The 17,186-nt window shown below is 62.3% G+C and carries 14 protein-coding genes and 1 pseudogene; 6 read left to right on the forward strand and 9 right to left on the reverse strand.

Going from position 1 to position 17,186, the window contains the following annotated elements:
• Positions 1-110 precede the first annotated feature (110 nt).
• Entirely contained in the window at positions 111-647 is a 537-nt protein-coding gene (locus tag OO12_RS01460; RefSeq protein WP_020997459.1) for a hypothetical protein, read from the reverse strand.
• Positions 648-724: 77 nt separating this feature from the next.
• On the opposite strand from OO12_RS01460, the pseudogene OO12_RS29000 reads away from it, so the two are divergent.
• Positions 725-896 (forward strand): annotated as a pseudogene (locus OO12_RS29000) (tyrosine-type recombinase/integrase); the annotation flags it as partial.
• Between the two features lie 204 nt (positions 897-1,100).
• Here the strand turns inward: OO12_RS29000 and OO12_RS01465 are convergent.
• Positions 1,101-3,188 (reverse strand): malate synthase G, encoded by a 2,088-nt coding sequence (locus OO12_RS01465; protein WP_020997460.1) that lies wholly within the window; start codon positions 3,186-3,188, stop codon positions 1,101-1,103.
• Positions 3,189-3,283: 95 nt separating this feature from the next.
• On the opposite strand from OO12_RS01465, the gene OO12_RS01470 reads away from it, so the two are divergent.
• Positions 3,284-4,183, forward strand: coding sequence for a LysR family transcriptional regulator (locus OO12_RS01470; protein ID WP_034156878.1), 900 nt, complete (start codon positions 3,284-3,286; stop codon positions 4,181-4,183).
• 45 nt (positions 4,184-4,228) lie between these two features.
• Here the strand turns inward: OO12_RS01470 and OO12_RS01475 are convergent, their stop codons facing one another.
• The 7 genes from OO12_RS01475 to OO12_RS01505 form a co-directional block, all read right to left on the reverse strand.
• The gene (locus OO12_RS01475; RefSeq protein ID WP_020997462.1) at positions 4,229-5,668 is read right to left on the reverse strand and encodes an NAD-dependent succinate-semialdehyde dehydrogenase; all 1,440 of its coding nucleotides are present in this window, start codon (positions 5,666-5,668) and stop codon (positions 4,229-4,231) included.
• 259 nt (positions 5,669-5,927) lie between these two features.
• On the reverse strand, positions 5,928-6,464 hold the full coding sequence (locus OO12_RS29245; protein ID WP_020997463.1) for a hypothetical protein: 537 nt from the start codon (positions 6,462-6,464) through the stop codon (positions 5,928-5,930).
• A complete protein-coding gene (locus OO12_RS29250; RefSeq protein ID WP_020997464.1) occupies positions 6,461-7,258 on the reverse strand; it encodes a Rieske 2Fe-2S domain-containing protein in 798 nt (265 codons plus the stop codon). Before OO12_RS29250 ends, OO12_RS29245 begins: the two co-directional genes overlap by 4 nt.
• A gap of 51 nt (positions 7,259-7,309) precedes the next feature.
• Positions 7,310-8,032, reverse strand: a complete 723-nt coding sequence (locus OO12_RS01490; protein ID WP_020997465.1) for a dienelactone hydrolase family protein — start codon at positions 8,030-8,032, stop codon at positions 7,310-7,312.
• A 12-nt stretch (positions 8,033-8,044) separates the two neighbouring features.
• The gene (locus OO12_RS01495; RefSeq protein WP_235364645.1) at positions 8,045-8,926 is read right to left on the reverse strand and encodes a chlorocatechol 1,2-dioxygenase; all 882 of its coding nucleotides are present in this window, start codon (positions 8,924-8,926) and stop codon (positions 8,045-8,047) included.
• Between the two features lie 152 nt (positions 8,927-9,078).
• Complete coding sequence (locus tag OO12_RS01500) at positions 9,079-10,158, reverse strand: maleylacetate reductase (protein ID WP_020997467.1); 1,080 nt, start codon at positions 10,156-10,158, stop codon at positions 9,079-9,081.
• A gap of 186 nt (positions 10,159-10,344) precedes the next feature.
• The gene (locus OO12_RS01505; protein WP_020997468.1) at positions 10,345-11,235 is read right to left on the reverse strand and encodes a LysR family transcriptional regulator; all 891 of its coding nucleotides are present in this window, start codon (positions 11,233-11,235) and stop codon (positions 10,345-10,347) included.
• A gap of 188 nt (positions 11,236-11,423) precedes the next feature.
• Between OO12_RS01505 and OO12_RS01510 the strand changes: the two genes are divergently transcribed.
• The 4 genes from OO12_RS01510 (at position 11,424) to OO12_RS01525 (ending at position 17,087) form a co-directional block, all read left to right on the forward strand.
• Entirely contained in the window at positions 11,424-12,611 is a 1,188-nt protein-coding gene (locus OO12_RS01510) for a muconate cycloisomerase family protein (RefSeq protein ID WP_235364646.1), read from the forward strand.
• Positions 12,608-13,354, forward strand: coding sequence for a sulfite exporter TauE/SafE family protein (locus tag OO12_RS01515; protein ID WP_020997470.1), 747 nt, complete (start codon positions 12,608-12,610; stop codon positions 13,352-13,354). The genes OO12_RS01510 and OO12_RS01515 overlap by 4 nt, the downstream gene beginning before the upstream one ends.
• A gap of 77 nt (positions 13,355-13,431) precedes the next feature.
• A complete protein-coding gene (locus tag OO12_RS01520; RefSeq protein ID WP_160296705.1) occupies positions 13,432-14,433 on the forward strand; it encodes a helix-turn-helix transcriptional regulator in 1,002 nt (333 codons plus the stop codon).
• 317 nt (positions 14,434-14,750) lie between these two features.
• Positions 14,751-17,087, forward strand: a complete 2,337-nt coding sequence (locus OO12_RS01525) for a TonB-dependent receptor (protein ID WP_020997472.1) — start codon at positions 14,751-14,753, stop codon at positions 17,085-17,087.
• The last annotated feature ends 99 nt before the right edge of the window (positions 17,088-17,186 follow it).

The following is a 17,186-nucleotide window of genomic DNA, read 5'->3' on the forward strand; positions in this document are numbered from 1 at the left end:
GCCCCGGAAACGGCTTCTCCGCCATTGCCGCCTTCCGGTTCCGCTTCGCTCCACCTCCAGGCGGCAATGGCAACGGAGGCAACAATGCACTAACAATCAACACGGACCACTCAGTGGGGGCCGGTCACCTCGATCTCCATGGTGCCGTCCTGATCGACCACGCGGGCCGCCATCATCGGCTTGTGATTCTCGTCCGGGCCCCTGTCGTGAACGATCAGGTGCAGGATTCCGACATAGGGAAAGCCCGCTTCCAGCAGGCCATTGGCCTGCGTGATCCCCAGCCGGTCCGTGCTCTTGTTCCATCGCGGAGCCTTGAGTGACAGGCGCTTGATCTCGATCGCGGCGGCCTTGCCGAGGTGGAACTTGTTGCCCTGGTGCGGGATGATGAGAAGGTCGATATCTCCCGGCTGTCCCAATCTCGACAGCCCTAGGTCGGTTCGGGGAATGTTTCCCAGGAAGACGTACTCCCATCCGTCTGCTGCCTTGAGGCCGTGCACATCGGTCATGACGAAGCCGAAAAACTCGTAAAGCCGGGCCGAACCGAACAATATCTCGCTGACCAGCTCATGTTCGGTCATGTCGTAGAGCTGCTTGCCCGCCGTCCGCTTAAACCCGCTGCCACCTTCCGAAGTCTCGCTTGCGGCCATGATCGATGCTCTCCGTTCGCCGAATTGCTTGTACCCGATTTCCCAACCCCGCGAAGGCGGCAGCAATCAAGAGAGCATATCCGACGCATTATTTGCGGAGGACAAAGGCGTCGATCATTTACAATGCAACCGGCAACCTACGTGCCGTCCAAATTCTGCTCGGCCACACCAAGACATGGCGATACCGTACGATACCTCCGCATCGATGTTAAAGATGCGTTGACCTTTGCGGAAGGTATCGAAGTCTAACGACCAAATCCCGATTCCCCAGAGAGCGAGCGCGCTGGTGCGTCTTAGAACGTCCGCTCTCCTTGTTTGCTCCCCAGAAGCTGACTGTCTCAAACCGGCCAAAAACTGCCAATTTCGAAAGCATGTTATCCCGCAGTATTATAACGCCGAATGCAGAAAGGAATTGCGGTTCACGCGCGCGAGAAGCCGCCTTACAATGTTGAGCTAGCCCGCTGCTTTCTTTCTGGCACGAAAGGTATGGAGCAGCGGTTCCGTATACCCGTTCGGCTGCCGGGTTCCCTCGAACACCAAGGCTCGCGCCGCTTGATATGCTAGGCTCTTGTCTCCCGGTCCGCTCATCGGTCGAAAGAGCGGATCGTCCTGATTCTGCACGTCAACCTTCGCCGCCATGCGTTCAAGGGCGGCCTCCACATCCTCCTTCGTGCAGACGCCGTGAAGCAGCCAGTTTGCCATATGCTGCGAACTGATCCGCAACGTCGCACGGTCTTCCATCAGGCCTATGTCGTTAATGTCGGGTACCTTGGAACACCCCACACCTTGATCGATCCAGCGGACGACATAGCCCAGGATGCCCTGTGCATTATTGTCGAGCTCTTCGCGAACGTCATCGGGCGACCAGTTTCGGCCCACGGCCATAGGGATGGCGAGTAGCTCATCGATGCTGTCGACAGGTTCCGCGGTCCGTTCGGCCTGGCGTCGGAAAACATCGACGCGATGGTAATGCGTGGCATGAAGCGTTGCGGCAGTAGGCGACGGCACCCAGGCGGTGTTAGCTCCCGATTTCGGATGGCCAATTTTCTGGTCAAGCATGTCGGCCATCTGGTCGGGTGCGGCCCACATGCCCTTGCCGATCTGGGCTTTGCCCGAAAGACCGCAAGCAAGCCCGATCTGGACATTGCGGTTCTCATAAGCCTGAATCCAAGCCGATGTCTTCATGTCGCCCTTGCGGATCATAGGGCCCGCCAGCATCGACGTATGTATCTCGTCGCCGGTGCGGTCGAGGAAGCCGGTGTTGATGAAGACGATGCGGTCTTTCACGGCGTGGATGCAGGCGGCAAGATTGGCGCTGGTGCGGCGCTCTTCGTCCATCACCCCGACCTTGATCGTGTGGCGGGTAAGCCCGAGCAGATCCTCGATCGCATCGAATAGCCGGTTTGTGAAACCGGTCTCGTCAGGCCCATGCATCTTGGGTTTGACGATATAGACGCAGCCGGCGCGGCTGTTGCCGGCATCGCGTGCCAGATCGTGCATCGCGATCAGGCTGGTGACGATGCCGTCGAGAATGCCCTCGGGTGCTTCGTTTCCGTCCGGCAGCAGGACCGCCGGCGTCGTCATCAGATGGCCGACATTGCGTACGAACAGCAGGCTCCTGCCCGGCAGCACGACGTCCTCGCCGTCTGGCGCCGTATAGATACGGTCGGGATTGAGCGCGCGGGTCATGAGCGTGCCATTCTTCTCGAACGAATCGGTGAGGTCGCCCTGCATCAGGCCGAGCCAATTCGCATAAGCTGCAACCTTGTCCTCGGCATCGACGGCAGCGACCGAATCTTCCAAGTCGCAGATCGCCGTTAGCGCCGATTCGAGGATGACATCGGCTATTCCGGCCGGATCCGTCTCACCAATCGGATGCGCGCGGTCGAAGACGACCTCGATATGCAGGCCGTTGTGGCGGAACAACCGGCCCTTTTCGCTGCGACCGACATATTGACCGGGGTCGGCCAGAACGATTTCTTCGCTTGCCAGATCGGCCCAACTGCCGCCGGCGAGAGGGATGGCGTTGTCGAGGAATGCCTTTGCCCAGGCGACCACCCGCGCCCCGCGCGCCGCGTCATAGTTTTGGCCGGCAGGGGCTCCGGGGATGGCGTCCGTTCCATAGAGGGCATCGTAAAGGCTGCCCCAACGCGCATTGGCGGCATTGAGCAAGAAGCGGGCGTTGAGAATCGGGACGACCAGTTGCGGGCCGGCCAGGCGTGCGACCTCATCGTCGACAGCGGTGCTGCCGATGGTGAAGGGCGCGGGTTCGGGAACGAGATAGCCGATCTCGGTCAGAAAATGGCGATAGGCTCCGATTTCGAATTCCGCGCCCGCCCTGTCCTTGTGCCAGCCATCGATCTGCGCCTGCAGTTCGTCACGGCGAATCAGGAGCTGCGCATTCTCCGGTGCGAAGCGGGTGAAGATTGAGGCGACGCCGGCCCAGAAGGGCTGCGGCTCGATACCCGTGCCCGGCAGTGCGCGCTCTTCAATGAAATGCGCCAGTACTGGCGAGATCCGTAGCCCGGCTTTCTCGATCATGGTCTTCGTCCTCTCGTTGCCATACGGACATAGACCCGGATCGATCCTTTCGGTAGAGAAGCAATATGAATGTCACTCATTCTCTAGATGAACGAATGATAGGCAACGAATATCGACTGTTCGCTGCCGTGGTCGACGCCGCAAGCCTCGCGGGGGCCGGCCGAGCGCTCGGGATATCGCCCTCGATGGTGTCGAAGCGTCTCGCGGCACTCGAGGAGCGGCTCGGGACGAGGCTGGTGAACCGGACGACGCGGCGTCTCTCACTTACCGAACGCGGCGCCCGCTTCCATGACGAGGTGACGGCAATCCTGGCCTCCATGCGCGAGGCCGAGCGGCGTGTGTCGGACCGCACCGACCATCCGTCCGGTCCGCTGCGGCTTTCGCTCCCGACTTCGTTCGGGCGCCTGCACGTGGTCCCTCATTTGAAGGCATTCCTCGATACCTGGCCCGATATCGAACTGACGCTCGACATGTCGGACGGGCTCAGGGACCTCTTCGCAGAGCGGATCGATGTCGCCATCCGGATCACCGCCGCGATCACATCGGGCTTGACGGCGCACCACCTCGCGCCCAGCCGCCGTCTGCTATGCGCGGCACCATCATATCTGGAAGCATATGGCGCGCCGCGCTCGATTGCGGATCTCGGACACCACCGCTTGCTCGCGGCGACCGGGCAATTGCCCTGGCAGCTTGACGGCCCGTCGGGGCCGCGGATCGTCCGCGGCAGAAGCGCCGTGAACACCAATTCGAGCGAGGCGGTGCGCGAGCTCGCCCTCGCCGGCGTCGGTATCGCGCTGCGGTCGATCTGGGACGTCGGCACGGAACTTCGCGAACGAGAACTGATTCCGGTTTTGCCCGCCTATCAGGGCTCGCTCGAGACGGGCATCTATGCGGTCTATCCGGCCGGAGCACCGCCCACGGCGGCCGCCCGGGCGTGTATCGAGTTTCTGGAAGCGCTCTTCGCCCGGATGGAGTGGGCGGCAGGTGGAGGCTGAAACGATCGCCTCGGTATCGGGCGGGTGCTGCCGTGCCCGCTGCAATCAAACGTTGGCGACCACGACGGCGCGTGGATTGATATAGTTGTCGAGCGCCTCGGGGCCTCCCTCGGTACCATATCCGGAATCCTTGATACCGCCGAAAGGCAGTTCGGCGGTTGGCGTCGCCGGACTATTGACCCACAGCATCCCGACCTCGACCCGGCGAGCAAGAATATCCGCAGTTGCGAGGGATTTCGTGAAGGCGTAGCCGGCAAGGCCGAAGGAAAGGCGATTGGCTTCGAGGATCGCTTCCTCCAGACGATCGAAGCTGCGGATACCGGCGACAGGCCCGAAGGGCTCGTCATTGAAAAGACGGGCCTCGAGCGGCACATCGCTCAGCACCGTCGGCGCCCAGAAATTGCCAACGTCGCCGACCCGATTGCCGCCGGTGAGGAGCGTGGCGCCCTTCTCGATCGCATCCTGCTGGAACTCGGCCATCGCGGCCAACCGACGCGAATTGGCAAGTGGCCCGATCTGCGTACCGTCCGCAAAGCCATCTCCGACCCTGAGGTCGCGAGCGGCGGCCGCCAGCGCGTCCGCAAACGCATGCTTGATGCTCGAATGAACGAGAAAACGAGTCGGAGCGATGCACACCTGCCCGGCATTGCGAAACTTCGAGGCGCTCAGGCTTTTCACCGCGAGCCCGATATCGGCATCCTCGCAGACGATGGCCGGCGCATGACCGCCAAGTTCCATCGACACGCGCTTCATATGTTTGCCGGCTAGGCTCGCAAGCAGCTTGCCGACCGGCGTCGAACCCGTGAAGGTGATCTTGCGAATGATCGGGCTCGAAATCAGATAATTCGAAATCTCCGCCGGATCGCCGAACACGAGATTGAGCACGCCATCGGGAAGACCGGCATCCTGAAATGCCCGGATCAGTTCGGCGGGGCTTGCGGGCGTCTCTTCGGGCGCCTTCACGATCATCGAGCAGCCAGCCGCAAGAGCCGCCGAAATCTTGCGCACCACCTGATTGATCGGGAAGTTCCACGGCGTAAATGCCGCCACCGGCCCAACCGCGTCCTTGATCACCATCTGGCGGATCGCGATGTCCGTTCTGTGCGGGACAAGCCGGCCGTACAGGCGAAAGCCTTCTTCGGCGAACCACTCGATGATGTCACCGGCGGCCATTGCTTCGATCTTGGCCTCGTGCAGCGGTTTGCCCTGCTCCTGCGTGAGAAGTCGCGCGATCTCGTCGGCGCGTTCGCGCATGAGGCCGGCAGCTCTGCGCATGATCTTGCTGCGCTCAGCGGGGGTGAGGTCCCGCCAGATTTCGAAGCCGCGTTGGGCAGCATCGAGTGCGCGGTCGAGATCGGCGCGTCCGCAGTGAGCGACGCGGCCGATTTCCAGTCCCGTCGCCGGATTTTGCACCGCCAGCGAACGGCCATCGGCTGCATCCTGCCAACGGCCGCCGATAAACAGCCGGGTGTCCGGATAGGTCATTGACAGCTCCAAATAAGGTCTTGAGGGCCGCGCGATCGTTGCCGCAAGCGCGCGGGGGACGCGGTGGAAGGGGCGGCATCGTCACAAGTTCGCCGATCCTTCGGGCTTCGCGAAAGTCCGCAGCTATACGGCCCACGCGTCGCCGGGTCGAACGAAGCGGGAGCAGAAACGGGATCGCTTCTACCCCCGCCATGCAGCCCGTCCTGCGGACAAGATGCGACGATAGCTTTGCTTCGGACCGCGCGCGGACCGCGTCAGGCTAGGCCGGCTGCGATTCCTTGTTGCTCGCGGTGGCCGGTGCCTCCTTCTTCTTCAGCGGGACATGCTCTGGAACAAAATCCTTCCAAGTCTTGCCTTCGGGGACGAGGAAATGAGTTCCTGCAATCGTCATCGGATTGCTGTAAAGTGCCGATGGTTCCTCGCCGTTGGCGATGGCATCGGCGAGCCGCAGAAAGACGCGGTAGAGACGCGCGACACCGATGTCGGCGGGTGCCAGAATCTCCTTCGAGCGATCGCGGATCGCGCCCGAGGAGGAGAGGATCACGACATCTTCGGGAACGAGCGGCGGGATTCCGGTCCACGCCCCATTCTTCATCGCCTCGCGATCCTGACGGTAATTGTTCATCCGGTTCGGCTTGTCGGGAAGGAACCAGGTGTCGGGATGTGTTCCCATTTGGATCAGCAGTTCTTCGGTCAGGTTTCCGTCGCGAAGGATGGCGGAGCGCGTCGGTTCGAGACCGAGTTGCTTCTCTTCGTCCCACCAGACGAAATAGTGCAGGGTGCGCGTATCGGTCATCGGCACAATGATGCCGAGAAATTGCCGTTGGCGTTGTGATAGTGGAACGGCGCAACGAAAGTCGCGAGCCGCACTTCATCGACCGTACCGCCGTCTTCGGTCGGCACTGCGCGCGTCGCGGCGTAATAGAGCCCGAAATCGGTTTCCTGGACCTCGATTTTAGGGGCCGCGACCGCTCCGGCATTCTTCACGGCGACCGCTACCACCGTATCCGAATCCCTCGCGAAGATATCCTTGTGCAGGATCGTCAGGTGCGAACTGTCAACGAGCGCTTCACCGAGCTGAACGAAATTGCATTCGTCGACGACGAAGGCCACGGTCAATCGATTTTCGGCAGGAACGTCGAAATAGGGCCAAGGCTGGAAGGGCGGTTCGAGCTCTGCCGGGCCCATGTACATCCAGATCATGCCGCCTTCCTCGCGAACGGGGTAGGATTTGGCGCGGAATTTTTCCTTGAAGCGCGGGTCGAGGACGTTGGGCGTTTCCATGATCGTACCGTCGACCGCGAATTTCCAGCCGTGGAAGAGGCAGCGGATGCCGCAGCCTTCGACGCGGCCAAGCACGAGGCTGGCGCCGCGGTGACAGCATTGCTCGTCGAGAATTCCGACAACGCCATCGGTGTTGCGGAACGCTGCGAAGGTCTCACCCATGATCTCCAGCCTGCGAGGCGGACCATCGGGTTCGCTCAGCTGCTCGCTCAGCAGGACCGGAATCCAGAACCGGCGCAGCGCTTCGCCCATCGGCGTGCCGCGGCCGGTCTGGCACATCTTCATATTGTCGGCGTGGGACAACATAGGATTCTCCTATTCGCTTGATTTCTGGAGGGGCGTTTTCGGGCGCAGCATTCAGTCTCTCTCTTTCGCTTCTCCGACGAGCAGCACCTCTTCGACGATTTCTAGGGCAGCCCGCGCATTTTGCGCGAGCGAAGGGTCGTCGCTTCCGATGTCTGCTAGAAAGCCGTGACCGGAGCCGGGAAATAGGTGGAGCCCGAAGTCAGGTGTGCGCTCGGCAATCTCCGTCAGCCGAAGGAAATTCTCGGGTGACTGCGATTGGTCCTGATCGCCGAACAGGGCAACATGACGGTGCGGCAAGCCCTCGAGATAGTCGAACGGCACGGGTAGCGGGTCGTCGTTCGCCAGCCCTTGCGGAAATCCATAGAGGCTTACCAGGCTCACCGGAATCCCGCGCCGGGCGAGTTCGAACACGTAAAGACCGCCGAGGCAAAAGCCGGCAACGCCGGTGATGCGCTGCTCGCCTATGAAATGCGCGAAGGCATCGACATAAGCGCGATCACGGACGCGGTGCCGACGCGCGAACGCCGCCTCGCGGGTAACCTCCGGCAAAGGGCCCAGCTCGTGGAAAGGGTCCATCAAATGCACGAATGCGCCGCGCTCGGCCATGTGCGTCGCCAATTGCTGGTAGAAGGGGCCGGCCCCGTAGATGTCCGGCAAAATGGCGATCCGGACCCTTTCTCCTTCGTCGCCGAACGCGAGGCTCGGCAGACCATCGTTCATCGCAACATATTCACCCGGCGGCGGCAACGCCGCCGATGCTTGGCCATGGCACATGATCCGCTCCCGTCAGGCCGCTGCAGCGGCGTGCGCCAAGGCAGGTGCGAGCTCAAAGTCGGTCTCGATCACCTTGATGCCGCTCTCGCGCACATCGGCATGAATCAATTCCGAGTGAACGCCTTCGCAGCAATCGCTGTCCACATACTCGCCGCCCTCGAAATAGGCCTGGGTGGTCAACGTGTGGAATCCGGGTGCGCGAACCTTGTAATGGACATGCGCGGGACGCCAGCTGTGCCGTCCCATGGCTTCCAGCAATGCGCCGACCGGACCTTGATCCGGAATTTTATAAGCGACGGGCACGGTGGTGCGCACTTCATACCCCCCCGCGGCATCGGTGCGCAGCTTCCCGCGATAGAAATCGCGCGGAATATTATTGTGGAACCCGCCATAATGGCCGTCGGGTGTCGAGTGCCAGACGTCGACAACGGCGTCCGCGACCGGCGCGCCGGCGAGATCGAGCACGCGGCCGCGCAGCAGGAGCGGTTCGTGGCGGTCGTCCTCATAGGTCTTCAGCGCGCCCTCGACGAAGGGCGCATCGTCGAGGAAATAGGGACCCTCGAGCGTGCTCGTGCTCCCGCCGAAGTTGCGGTTCTCGATCTGGCAAATGGTCGTGTTCAGAAAGGCATCGATCATAAGCGGCAGCTCGCCGGCCTCGACGGTTTTCATGATGTAGCCGATGCCCTGCCGATACTCGTCGAAGGTCACGTCGTGCTTCATCAGCGCGCCGCGGATGCCCTCGACGATATCGGCCACGACCGCTTCCAAACGATTGCTCATATAACCTCTCTCCTGTGCGTCGCAGCGCCGCCACGACCGCATTCTTCCATTTTGAACTGCAAGACTATGGATTGTGGCGGATTCGGGAAAATACTTTATCGGCCGCCCGCCCATACCTCGACCGTATTGCCTGGAGGCGGATCGCATCAAATTGATCGCTGCCGAGCCGTGAAGATCAAATTGTTCGGAACCTCGATCCGTTCCCGCTCCCGTTCCCGGCCGGAGCAGGCCATGCGACCTTCGAGACATTCGATCCTTGAGGCGCTTTAATCCGTGTAAGTGCTGTGATCGGGCCGGACGCCCGCCCAGGCGTTTGCGATCAGGCGGCGCAGGAGATGCGGCTCGAGCGGGCGCGGATTGGCATAGGCATTCGCAAGCGCCAGCGCGACGGCCCGGTCGATATCGCTCTCCTCCATGCCGAGATCGCGTAGCGCCACCGGGACGCCGGCCCCTTCGGCCAGGTCGTAGATACGACCGGCTATCCCGTCGCCGCCCAGCGCGCGCTTGATGGCGTCGACGGCATCGCGTGCGGTGGGCGCATTATAGGCGAGCGCGTGCGGCAGAATGATCGTGTGCGTTTCGGCGTGCGGGAGGTCGAAGGAGCCGCCCAGCACGTGGCAGAGCTTGTGATGAAGGGCCATACTCGTCTGACCCAGGCAGATCGCGCAGAGCCACGCGCCGTAAAGCGCGTCGCGGCGCGCGTCCTTGTCGTCGGGCCACTGTGCGATTGTCGGTAGCCCACGATAGAGTGCCGCGATGCCTTCCTCGGCCATCAGCTGCACGATCGGATTGCCGTTGGTCGCATAAAGGGCTTCGACCGCGTGCGCCATCGCATTGATACCACTGGTAACCGAAAGCTTCGGGGGCAAGGTCAGCGTCAGATCGACATCGTATATCACCGTTTCGGGGAGAACCTTGGCCGTCACCTGGGTCGTCTTTTCTCCCGCTTCGGTCTGGCCGATGATCCGGGTCATCTCCGATCCGGCATAGGTCGTGGGAATGGCGATCTGGGGAAGGTCGGTTCGAAGCGCGATTGCTTTCGACAGGCCGATCGCCGACCCGCCGCCCAAGGCTACAAGACCATCGATCCGATGCTCTGCGACGATCGCCATGGCGTCGATGGTCACCTCGACCGGGGTGTGCATCCGCGCGCCGTGATAGGTGGCGGCGCACCGGTCGCCCAGAAGCGCGGCAACCTCCTCTGCTGCCGTTCGCTGGTCAGGTGTCGAAACTATGAGCAGACGTTCGCAGCCCAGTCGCTCTGCCTCCTCGGGTAACTTGCCGAGCGTCCCATGGCCGAACAGAACCCGATAGGGCTGACCTTCGAAAACAAACGGAATATTCATGCGATGACCTCGTGGCACTGGAGCCGGGTGCGACTGTCGCGCGCCTTCCGGCAACCCCGGCGCGAATGTGGATGACGACCACGCCGGCACGGCTGGAAGGCTCGCTCTTCGCCGGTCGTCATGATCCTTCGCCCCTGACGCTAGAGAGCGCTAGCCATGCGGTCCAATACTGTTGCTGGCTCCCGGCTATACGGAAGTGCTATCGCTTTCGGCCAAGCTCGCGAGAAACGCATCCACGACGGGCGGTCTGCCGTCGCGGAGGAAAACGCAGCTGATCGCGGAAACGGCTGCGGGATGCTCGATCGGCGAGAAGCAGATGCCAGGCCATGCGAGGCGGGCCACCGATTCCGGGACGATGCTGAGCGAATCGCTGACCAGCACCATGGCGAGCGCCGCAAATACATCTTCGGCGGGATCGGTCATCGCAGGCTGAACGTTTACGGTCATCAGAAACCGCAGGACCTCATCGGCGAAACCGGGACGGCCCAGCTGCGGAAATACCGTCAACGAGCGTCCGTGGATCTTCTCCAGCCCGTCAATCGGCGACGGCGGTTGCGCTGCATCGAGACGCTCGGCGAGGTACAGGCGCTCTTCGCCGATCCGCATGGTCTGGAGGTCGTGATCGACCGAATAATATCGGGCGAAGCCGATGCCCAGCTGGCCGTCGCGGAGCCGCGCGACCTGTTCGTCCTTGCTGGCTCTTTGTATCTTGACCGAGATATGGGGGCGGGCGGTCAAGAAAGTGCGCACCAGCTGCGGAACGACCGTGTAGATTGTCGCTCCGAAATAGCCGATGTCGAGGCGCCCGAGCTCGCCGGCCTGCGCTGCCCTCGATTTTTCGATCGCGGTATGGCTGATATCGAGCAGGCGCTTCGCCTCGACGAGGAACAGCTTCCCGGCTTCGGTTACCTGCACACCTTTCGAGGATCGGACGAGCAGTTCGACACCGAGCTCGTCCTCCAACTGCTTGATCTGCCGCGTGATTGGAGGCTGCGAGACATGCAGCTTGCGCGCTGCGGCGGTCAGATTGCCTTCTTCGGCGACGGCAACAAAATAGCGTAGTTGGCGAAATTCCAAAACATGCTCCCATACCGTTCACGTATTGCGTGAGCCCTGCATTAGTATTTTTCTTCATCGAGCAACAGGGGCAACATTGGCCGACAAACGGAGCTGTCGGACAAACCGGTTCGATGGCAGCCGGGAAGCGAGACGAGCCCTGGTTCGCCCCGCTTCGGCGCAGGGGAGACAGATTTCAGATGACTTTGGTGACAGAGCTCACGCCTCCGGCGGCGAGCGCGCCCCCATTTTCCGACCATCCGGATCATGTAATCGCCGCCGTCACGGCGACGATCGTCGACTTGCCCCTTCGTCGACCGCATTTTCATGCGACCGGCACCCACGCGACGCAGTCGTTGGTGATGGTGGAACTGGTCACGGCTGGCGGTGCAGTGGGCTGGGGAGAGGGTGGAACCCCCGGCGGTACGGCCTTCTGGGGCGGAGAGTGCGTCGAAACGATCAAGCTGATGATCGACCATTATCTGGCACCGGCGGTCATCGGCATCAGCGTTTTTGACCAGGAGCGAATTCTGGTCGCGATGGATCGTATTGCGGCGAACAATCATTTTGCCAAGGCGGCGATCGATATTGCCGTCCACGATGCCGCTGCGCGGTTGATGGGTATATCGGTGTCGCAGCTGTTCGGCGGAACGGCGCGTGCGACGGTTCCTGTCCTTTGGGCTCTGGCGGCGGCTGCTTATGAGGCTGATGTCGCCGACGCGATTGAACAGATCGAGGCGGGCCGCCATAGCGTCTTCAAGATAAAGATCGGCAAGGGCGATGCCGGCGCCGAAACCCGGCGCGCGCTGGACACCGCGAGCGCTATTCACGACGCCCATCCCGATGCACGGTTCGTCGTCGATCTCAACCAGGCGTGGGACGAACCTACGGCGATGCGATGGCTCGGGGCCTTCCAGGAGCGCGATTTCCTGTTCGTAGAGCAGCCAGTTCCGGCCTGGAACGTCGAGGGCATGATCCGTCTCGCGTCGCGCTTCGAAATTCCGATCATGGCCGACGAGGGGTTGTGGGATTTCCACGATGCCTACGAACTGATCCGACGCGGCGCGACCGACATCTATGCCGTCAAGATCGCGAAGGGCGGCGGCCTCCGGCGGGCTTTCAAGGCCGCCGCCGTTGCCGAGGCTGCCGGGGTTCCTCTGTACGGGGGGATGGCGCTCGAGAGCTCCGTCGGGACGGCGGCAGGACTGCAGCTGTTTAGCGCGCTCCCGAACCTTCCCTTCGGCTGCGAGTTGATCGGGCCCAGGTTGTTGGCGGAGGATCTCACGGTCCAGCCGATCGCGTATCGCGACGGGGAAGTCGTCGTCCCGTCGGGCGTCGGCATGGGGGTGGAGATCGACCGCGATCGTGTCCGAAGCTTCACCCGGCGCGTCAAGTGACGGGGGAGTTCGCCCTGATACTGGCTGCGGTGGTCGTGGGTGTGGCGACATATATCCAAGGCATCACGGGCGTTGGCTTCGGGATGGTAGCGATGCCTTTGCTTGTGCTGATCGATCCCGGCGCCGTTCCTGGCCCCGTGATAATCGCCGGGATTTTCGCTTCGGTGCCTTTCCTTATTGCCGGCTGGCGACAGGTTGCGTGGCGCGAGCTCGCCATTCTGCTTCCAGGGGTCGTGATCGGTTCGCTCGTCGCGGCGATTGTCATCAGCCTTGTCGCATCGAACACCTTGCGCGCTTTCGTTGGCCTCCTGCTCGTTGTCGTAGGAGGCGCAGCGGTGTTTTCGAAGTCCCGCGCGCCGGGTCCGGTCGCTTTCACTTCGGCTGGCTTCGCTACCGGATTCATAGGCACCGTTGCGGGCGTTCATAGCGCGCCGCTTGCGATCCTCTACCGCTACGACACGCTGGCGAAGGTGCGTCCGACTGCTGCAGCGCTGTTCGTTGCGGCCTATATCCTGTCGCTTGCGGGGTTGGCGGCGATTGCTCCGAGCCAGCTGGGATCGCCGACGATCGTGCTCGCAATGATACCGGGCGTCTTAGTTGGCCTTTTTGCTGCCAGCGGGCGGTTCGCCCGGCCGGCCGGCGGCATCATGCGCCCCATCATCCTCATGCTGTGCATTCTCGCCGGGCTACGTCTCATCGCGAGTGCCATGGGAGGCGGCATCCTTGCCGCGATGGCGATATGAGCGCGGTTCTCGATGCGTCCCGCGATTTCGAATGGTCGACGGACTCGGTTCGCGGCCCCTCGGCCCTGAGCTGCTGGATGGATCGCGTCGGGGCCTGCCTGACCGAAGTCGATATCGAGAGTCGGGCTTTCGGTGGACATCGCGCTCGCATCCAGCATTTCGAATTGGGTCCGGTGCAGCTGAATTTCCTGTCCGCCACCTCGCAGCGCATCGTGCACAGCAACGCGATGATCAAGCACAGCGCGAATGATTACCTTCTCCTGTTTTTCGAGAAGGGCGCCGGGAAGCTGCGGCATTATGATCTTGAAGTCACGGCTCCCGAACAATGTTTCATTCTCCTCGACAACCAGCAACCCTATGAGCTGCTCCGGGAAACCGGGGGGATCACACTGTCGATGCGTCTCCAGGATGCCTGGCTACGCCATTGGCTCCCCCACCCTAAGACGGCGGTCGCTACACCTATCTTTGCGGAAGACGGATGGGGATCGTCGCTGGCCGCGACGCTCAAGACGATCTCTCACCATGGCCTGGCCGACGCGATCCTGCCGCGCGGGGTCATCGCCGATCAACTCGGGGCATTTCTGGCGCTGATGATGGGTGGACGGTGCCAGGCCGTCAGCCGTCATCGGGGAGAATTGTTCGTGCGCCTCAAACGATCCATGCGCGCCAGACTGGATGATCCCGATCTGGATCCCGGAACGATTGCTGATGCTGTCGGAATATCCAAGCGTCATCTGCATGGCCTGTTCGCACAGGCGGGCACGACCTTTGGCGCCTTGCTGATCGAGATGCGCCTCGAGCGCGCCGCCGGCATGCTGCGTGATGGACGTTTCAGCGGGTATCGCGCGGCCGATGTCGCATGGACGTGTGGCTTCGCCAACGCGAGCCACTTCGCGCGGCGATTCCGGGCAAAATATGGCGAGACACCCGTCCGCTACCGCAAGGGGGACGGATCCGGATCCATTCGGGCGCGTCCCGTCGCGTCGGGCCGGACTCCTTCTTGCGCTTTGACGGCAGGGGCGCCTTCTGCCGGACACAAGGAACGCCCGGCGCCTGCCGGCGCTGCGGGGGCCGAATGAGCCCGGCTCGCGATTTCAAGCCGCGAAGGTTGCGCTCGGAGAGCATTTTTCGCGCGCTGCGAGGCGCGCAGCAAAGCCTGCGCGAAGATATGATCGAACGCAGGAGAACAAGGATTCTGGGACAGGAGACGATCCGCCGGTTGCTGTCGGAAGCGACGCGTGCCGCCCTTGCGCGGCGCCCAGCAAGAACCGGTTTTGCGCGTCGAGCGGGCATGCCCTTCGCTGCAACGCAATCTTTCTAGCTCGAAGAATGAGCACCCGGACCGAGGGGTGATCACAACAGAGGCCGATTCTGGCCCATATTTGGGGAGGTTAACTTGAAACGCAACCATGGACTGCTTTCGTCCCAGCGCGCGACCGTGTCCGCTCGCGTATTGGCCGTCGGACTTCTCGCAAGCCTGCCCGGCGTTGCAGTTGCTCAGGAAACGGAGGCGTCTCCGGCACCCGAGGCAGCGCCGGCAGATGCCGCCGAGCAGAGCGGCCTGCAGGATATCGTCGTGACCGCGCAGAAGCGGTCCGAGAATATCAACAAGGTCGGCATCTCGATCACCGCGGTCGGTTCCGAGGATCTGGCGGCGCGCGGCGTTTCCGATGTGAGCGACCTCGTCAAAGTGGTGCCGGGCTTCAACTATACGCCGAGCGCCTACGGCACGCCCGTCTACACCCTGCGCGGTATCGGCTTCTACGAAACCAGTCTCGGTGCGGCGCCCGCTGTCAGCATCTACGTCGACGAGGTTCCTCTGCCATTTTCGGCCATGGCGACCGGCGCGGCGCTCGATCTCGAACGTGTCGAGGTTCTGAAGGGTCCCCAGGGTACGCTGTTCGGCGGAAACTCGACGGGCGGCGCGATCAACTACATTGCTGCCAAACCCACCCCCGATTTTCGCGCCGGCGCCGACGTCACCTATGGCCGTTTCGATCGCGCGGAAATCAAGGGCTATGTCAGCGGCCCGCTGTCCGACACGCTCGAGGCGCGTCTTGCCGTCCAATATACGCATAGCGGCGACTGGCAGCGCAGCTATACGCGCGACGACAGTCTGGGAGAGGGCAACGTCCTGATCGGCCGGCTGCTTCTGAAGTGGGAGCCGAGCGATCGGCTGACGGTCAATCTCAACGTCAACGGGTGGCGCGACAAATCTGACACGCAGGCGGCACAGCTCGTCGCCGCCGTCAGCCCCAATGCCGCGGTCAGGGCGCTCCTCGACAATTATCCCGATGCGCCGGCGAGCAATCGCGCTGCCGACTGGGATCCGGGGAAGAATTTCGAGCGCGACAACGGCTATTGGCAGGCGTCGGCCAGGATCGATTATGAACTGGGAACGGACCTCGATCTGACGTCGATTACGGCCTTTCAGAAAATCAACCGCAAGAGCCTCGTCGAGGCCGACGGCACCGCGATCGAGACGCTCGCGGTGGCGGCGCCTGGCAGGAGCAAGGACTTTTCGCAGGAGCTTCGCCTGGCTGGCGAGAGCGGGCCGATCCGGTTCGTCCTCGGTGGCAACTATGCCTATGATTTCATCGACGATTCCCTGATCACCTCGGCGATGACGAGCAGCTTTCCGTTCGATGTCGCTCGCGCGGTTTCGATCCAGAAGGTCAATACCTATGCCGTGTTCGGGAACATCGATTTCAAGGTAACCGACACCGTGACGTTGCAGGGGGGGCTGCGATACACCGATCAGCGTCGCAGCTTCGAGGGCTGCACCTATGACTCGGGCGCGGGCGACCTCTCCGCGGTGATTTCGCGCTTCGCGACGCTGCTGAGCGGCATCCCGACGACGCTGCCGCCCGGAGCCTGTATCACGCTGTCGCCGACCTATCGACCCGGCGTCGTTTTCAACAATCTCAACGAGGACAATGTCTCGTGGCGCGCGGGCGTGAACTGGCAGGCGGCGCCAAGGGCCCTGATCTATGCCAACGTCAGCAAAGGTTACAAGAACGGGGCCTTCCCCACGACGGGCGCGACGGCGTCGCTTCAGCTTGCGCCCGCCAAGCAGGAATCCGTCCTCGCTTACGAGGCCGGTTTCAAGCTGACATTGTTCGATCAGACGCTCCAGTTGAATGGCGCGGGCTTCTATTACGATTATCGGGGCAAGCAGCTGCGCGGCAAGGTCATCGACCCCGTGGTGGGTCCCCTCAACGCTCTCGTCAACGTGCCGAAATCGCGGATCGCCGGCGCTGAGCTGCAGGCAATTTGGCAGCCGACCGAGGGGCTGAACATCAATATGGGCGGTACCTATATCGGCTCCAAGATTCTCGGCAATTTCATCAACTATGACGCCCTCGGCGTGCTGGGGCCGCTGTCCGGCGATCCTTTCCCGCTGACGCCGAAATGGCAGTTCGTCGGCGACGCGCAATATGAGTTCCCGGTCGGCAACGACATGAATGCCTTCATCGGCGGCGCGATGAACTATCAGGGGCGTACCAATGGTGGCCTGGGCGATCTCGCGCTTTTCGACATGCCGGGCTATACGCTCTACGACGCCCGCATCGGCGTGAAGTCGCCCGACGACAAATGGCGCGCGTCGTTCACGGTCCAGAATTTGACCGACAAATATTACTCGACGCTCGTGAACCTGCCGACCGCCGATGCGGTCATCCGCTACACCGGACGTCCGCGGACATGGGCCTTCAACCTGTCCTACCGGTACTGAGCCCGCGCGATGCTGGTTCCGGAATATCAGGGCGTCTGGACGCAAGCCCCGGCTACCCTGAGCCGTCTGCGTTGCGCCATCTGCCACGGTGAGGTGCGT

Source organism: Sphingomonas sp. ERG5 (genome assembly GCF_000803065.1).
In the GTDB taxonomy this organism is placed as follows: Bacteria; Pseudomonadota; Alphaproteobacteria; order Sphingomonadales; family Sphingomonadaceae; genus Sphingomonas.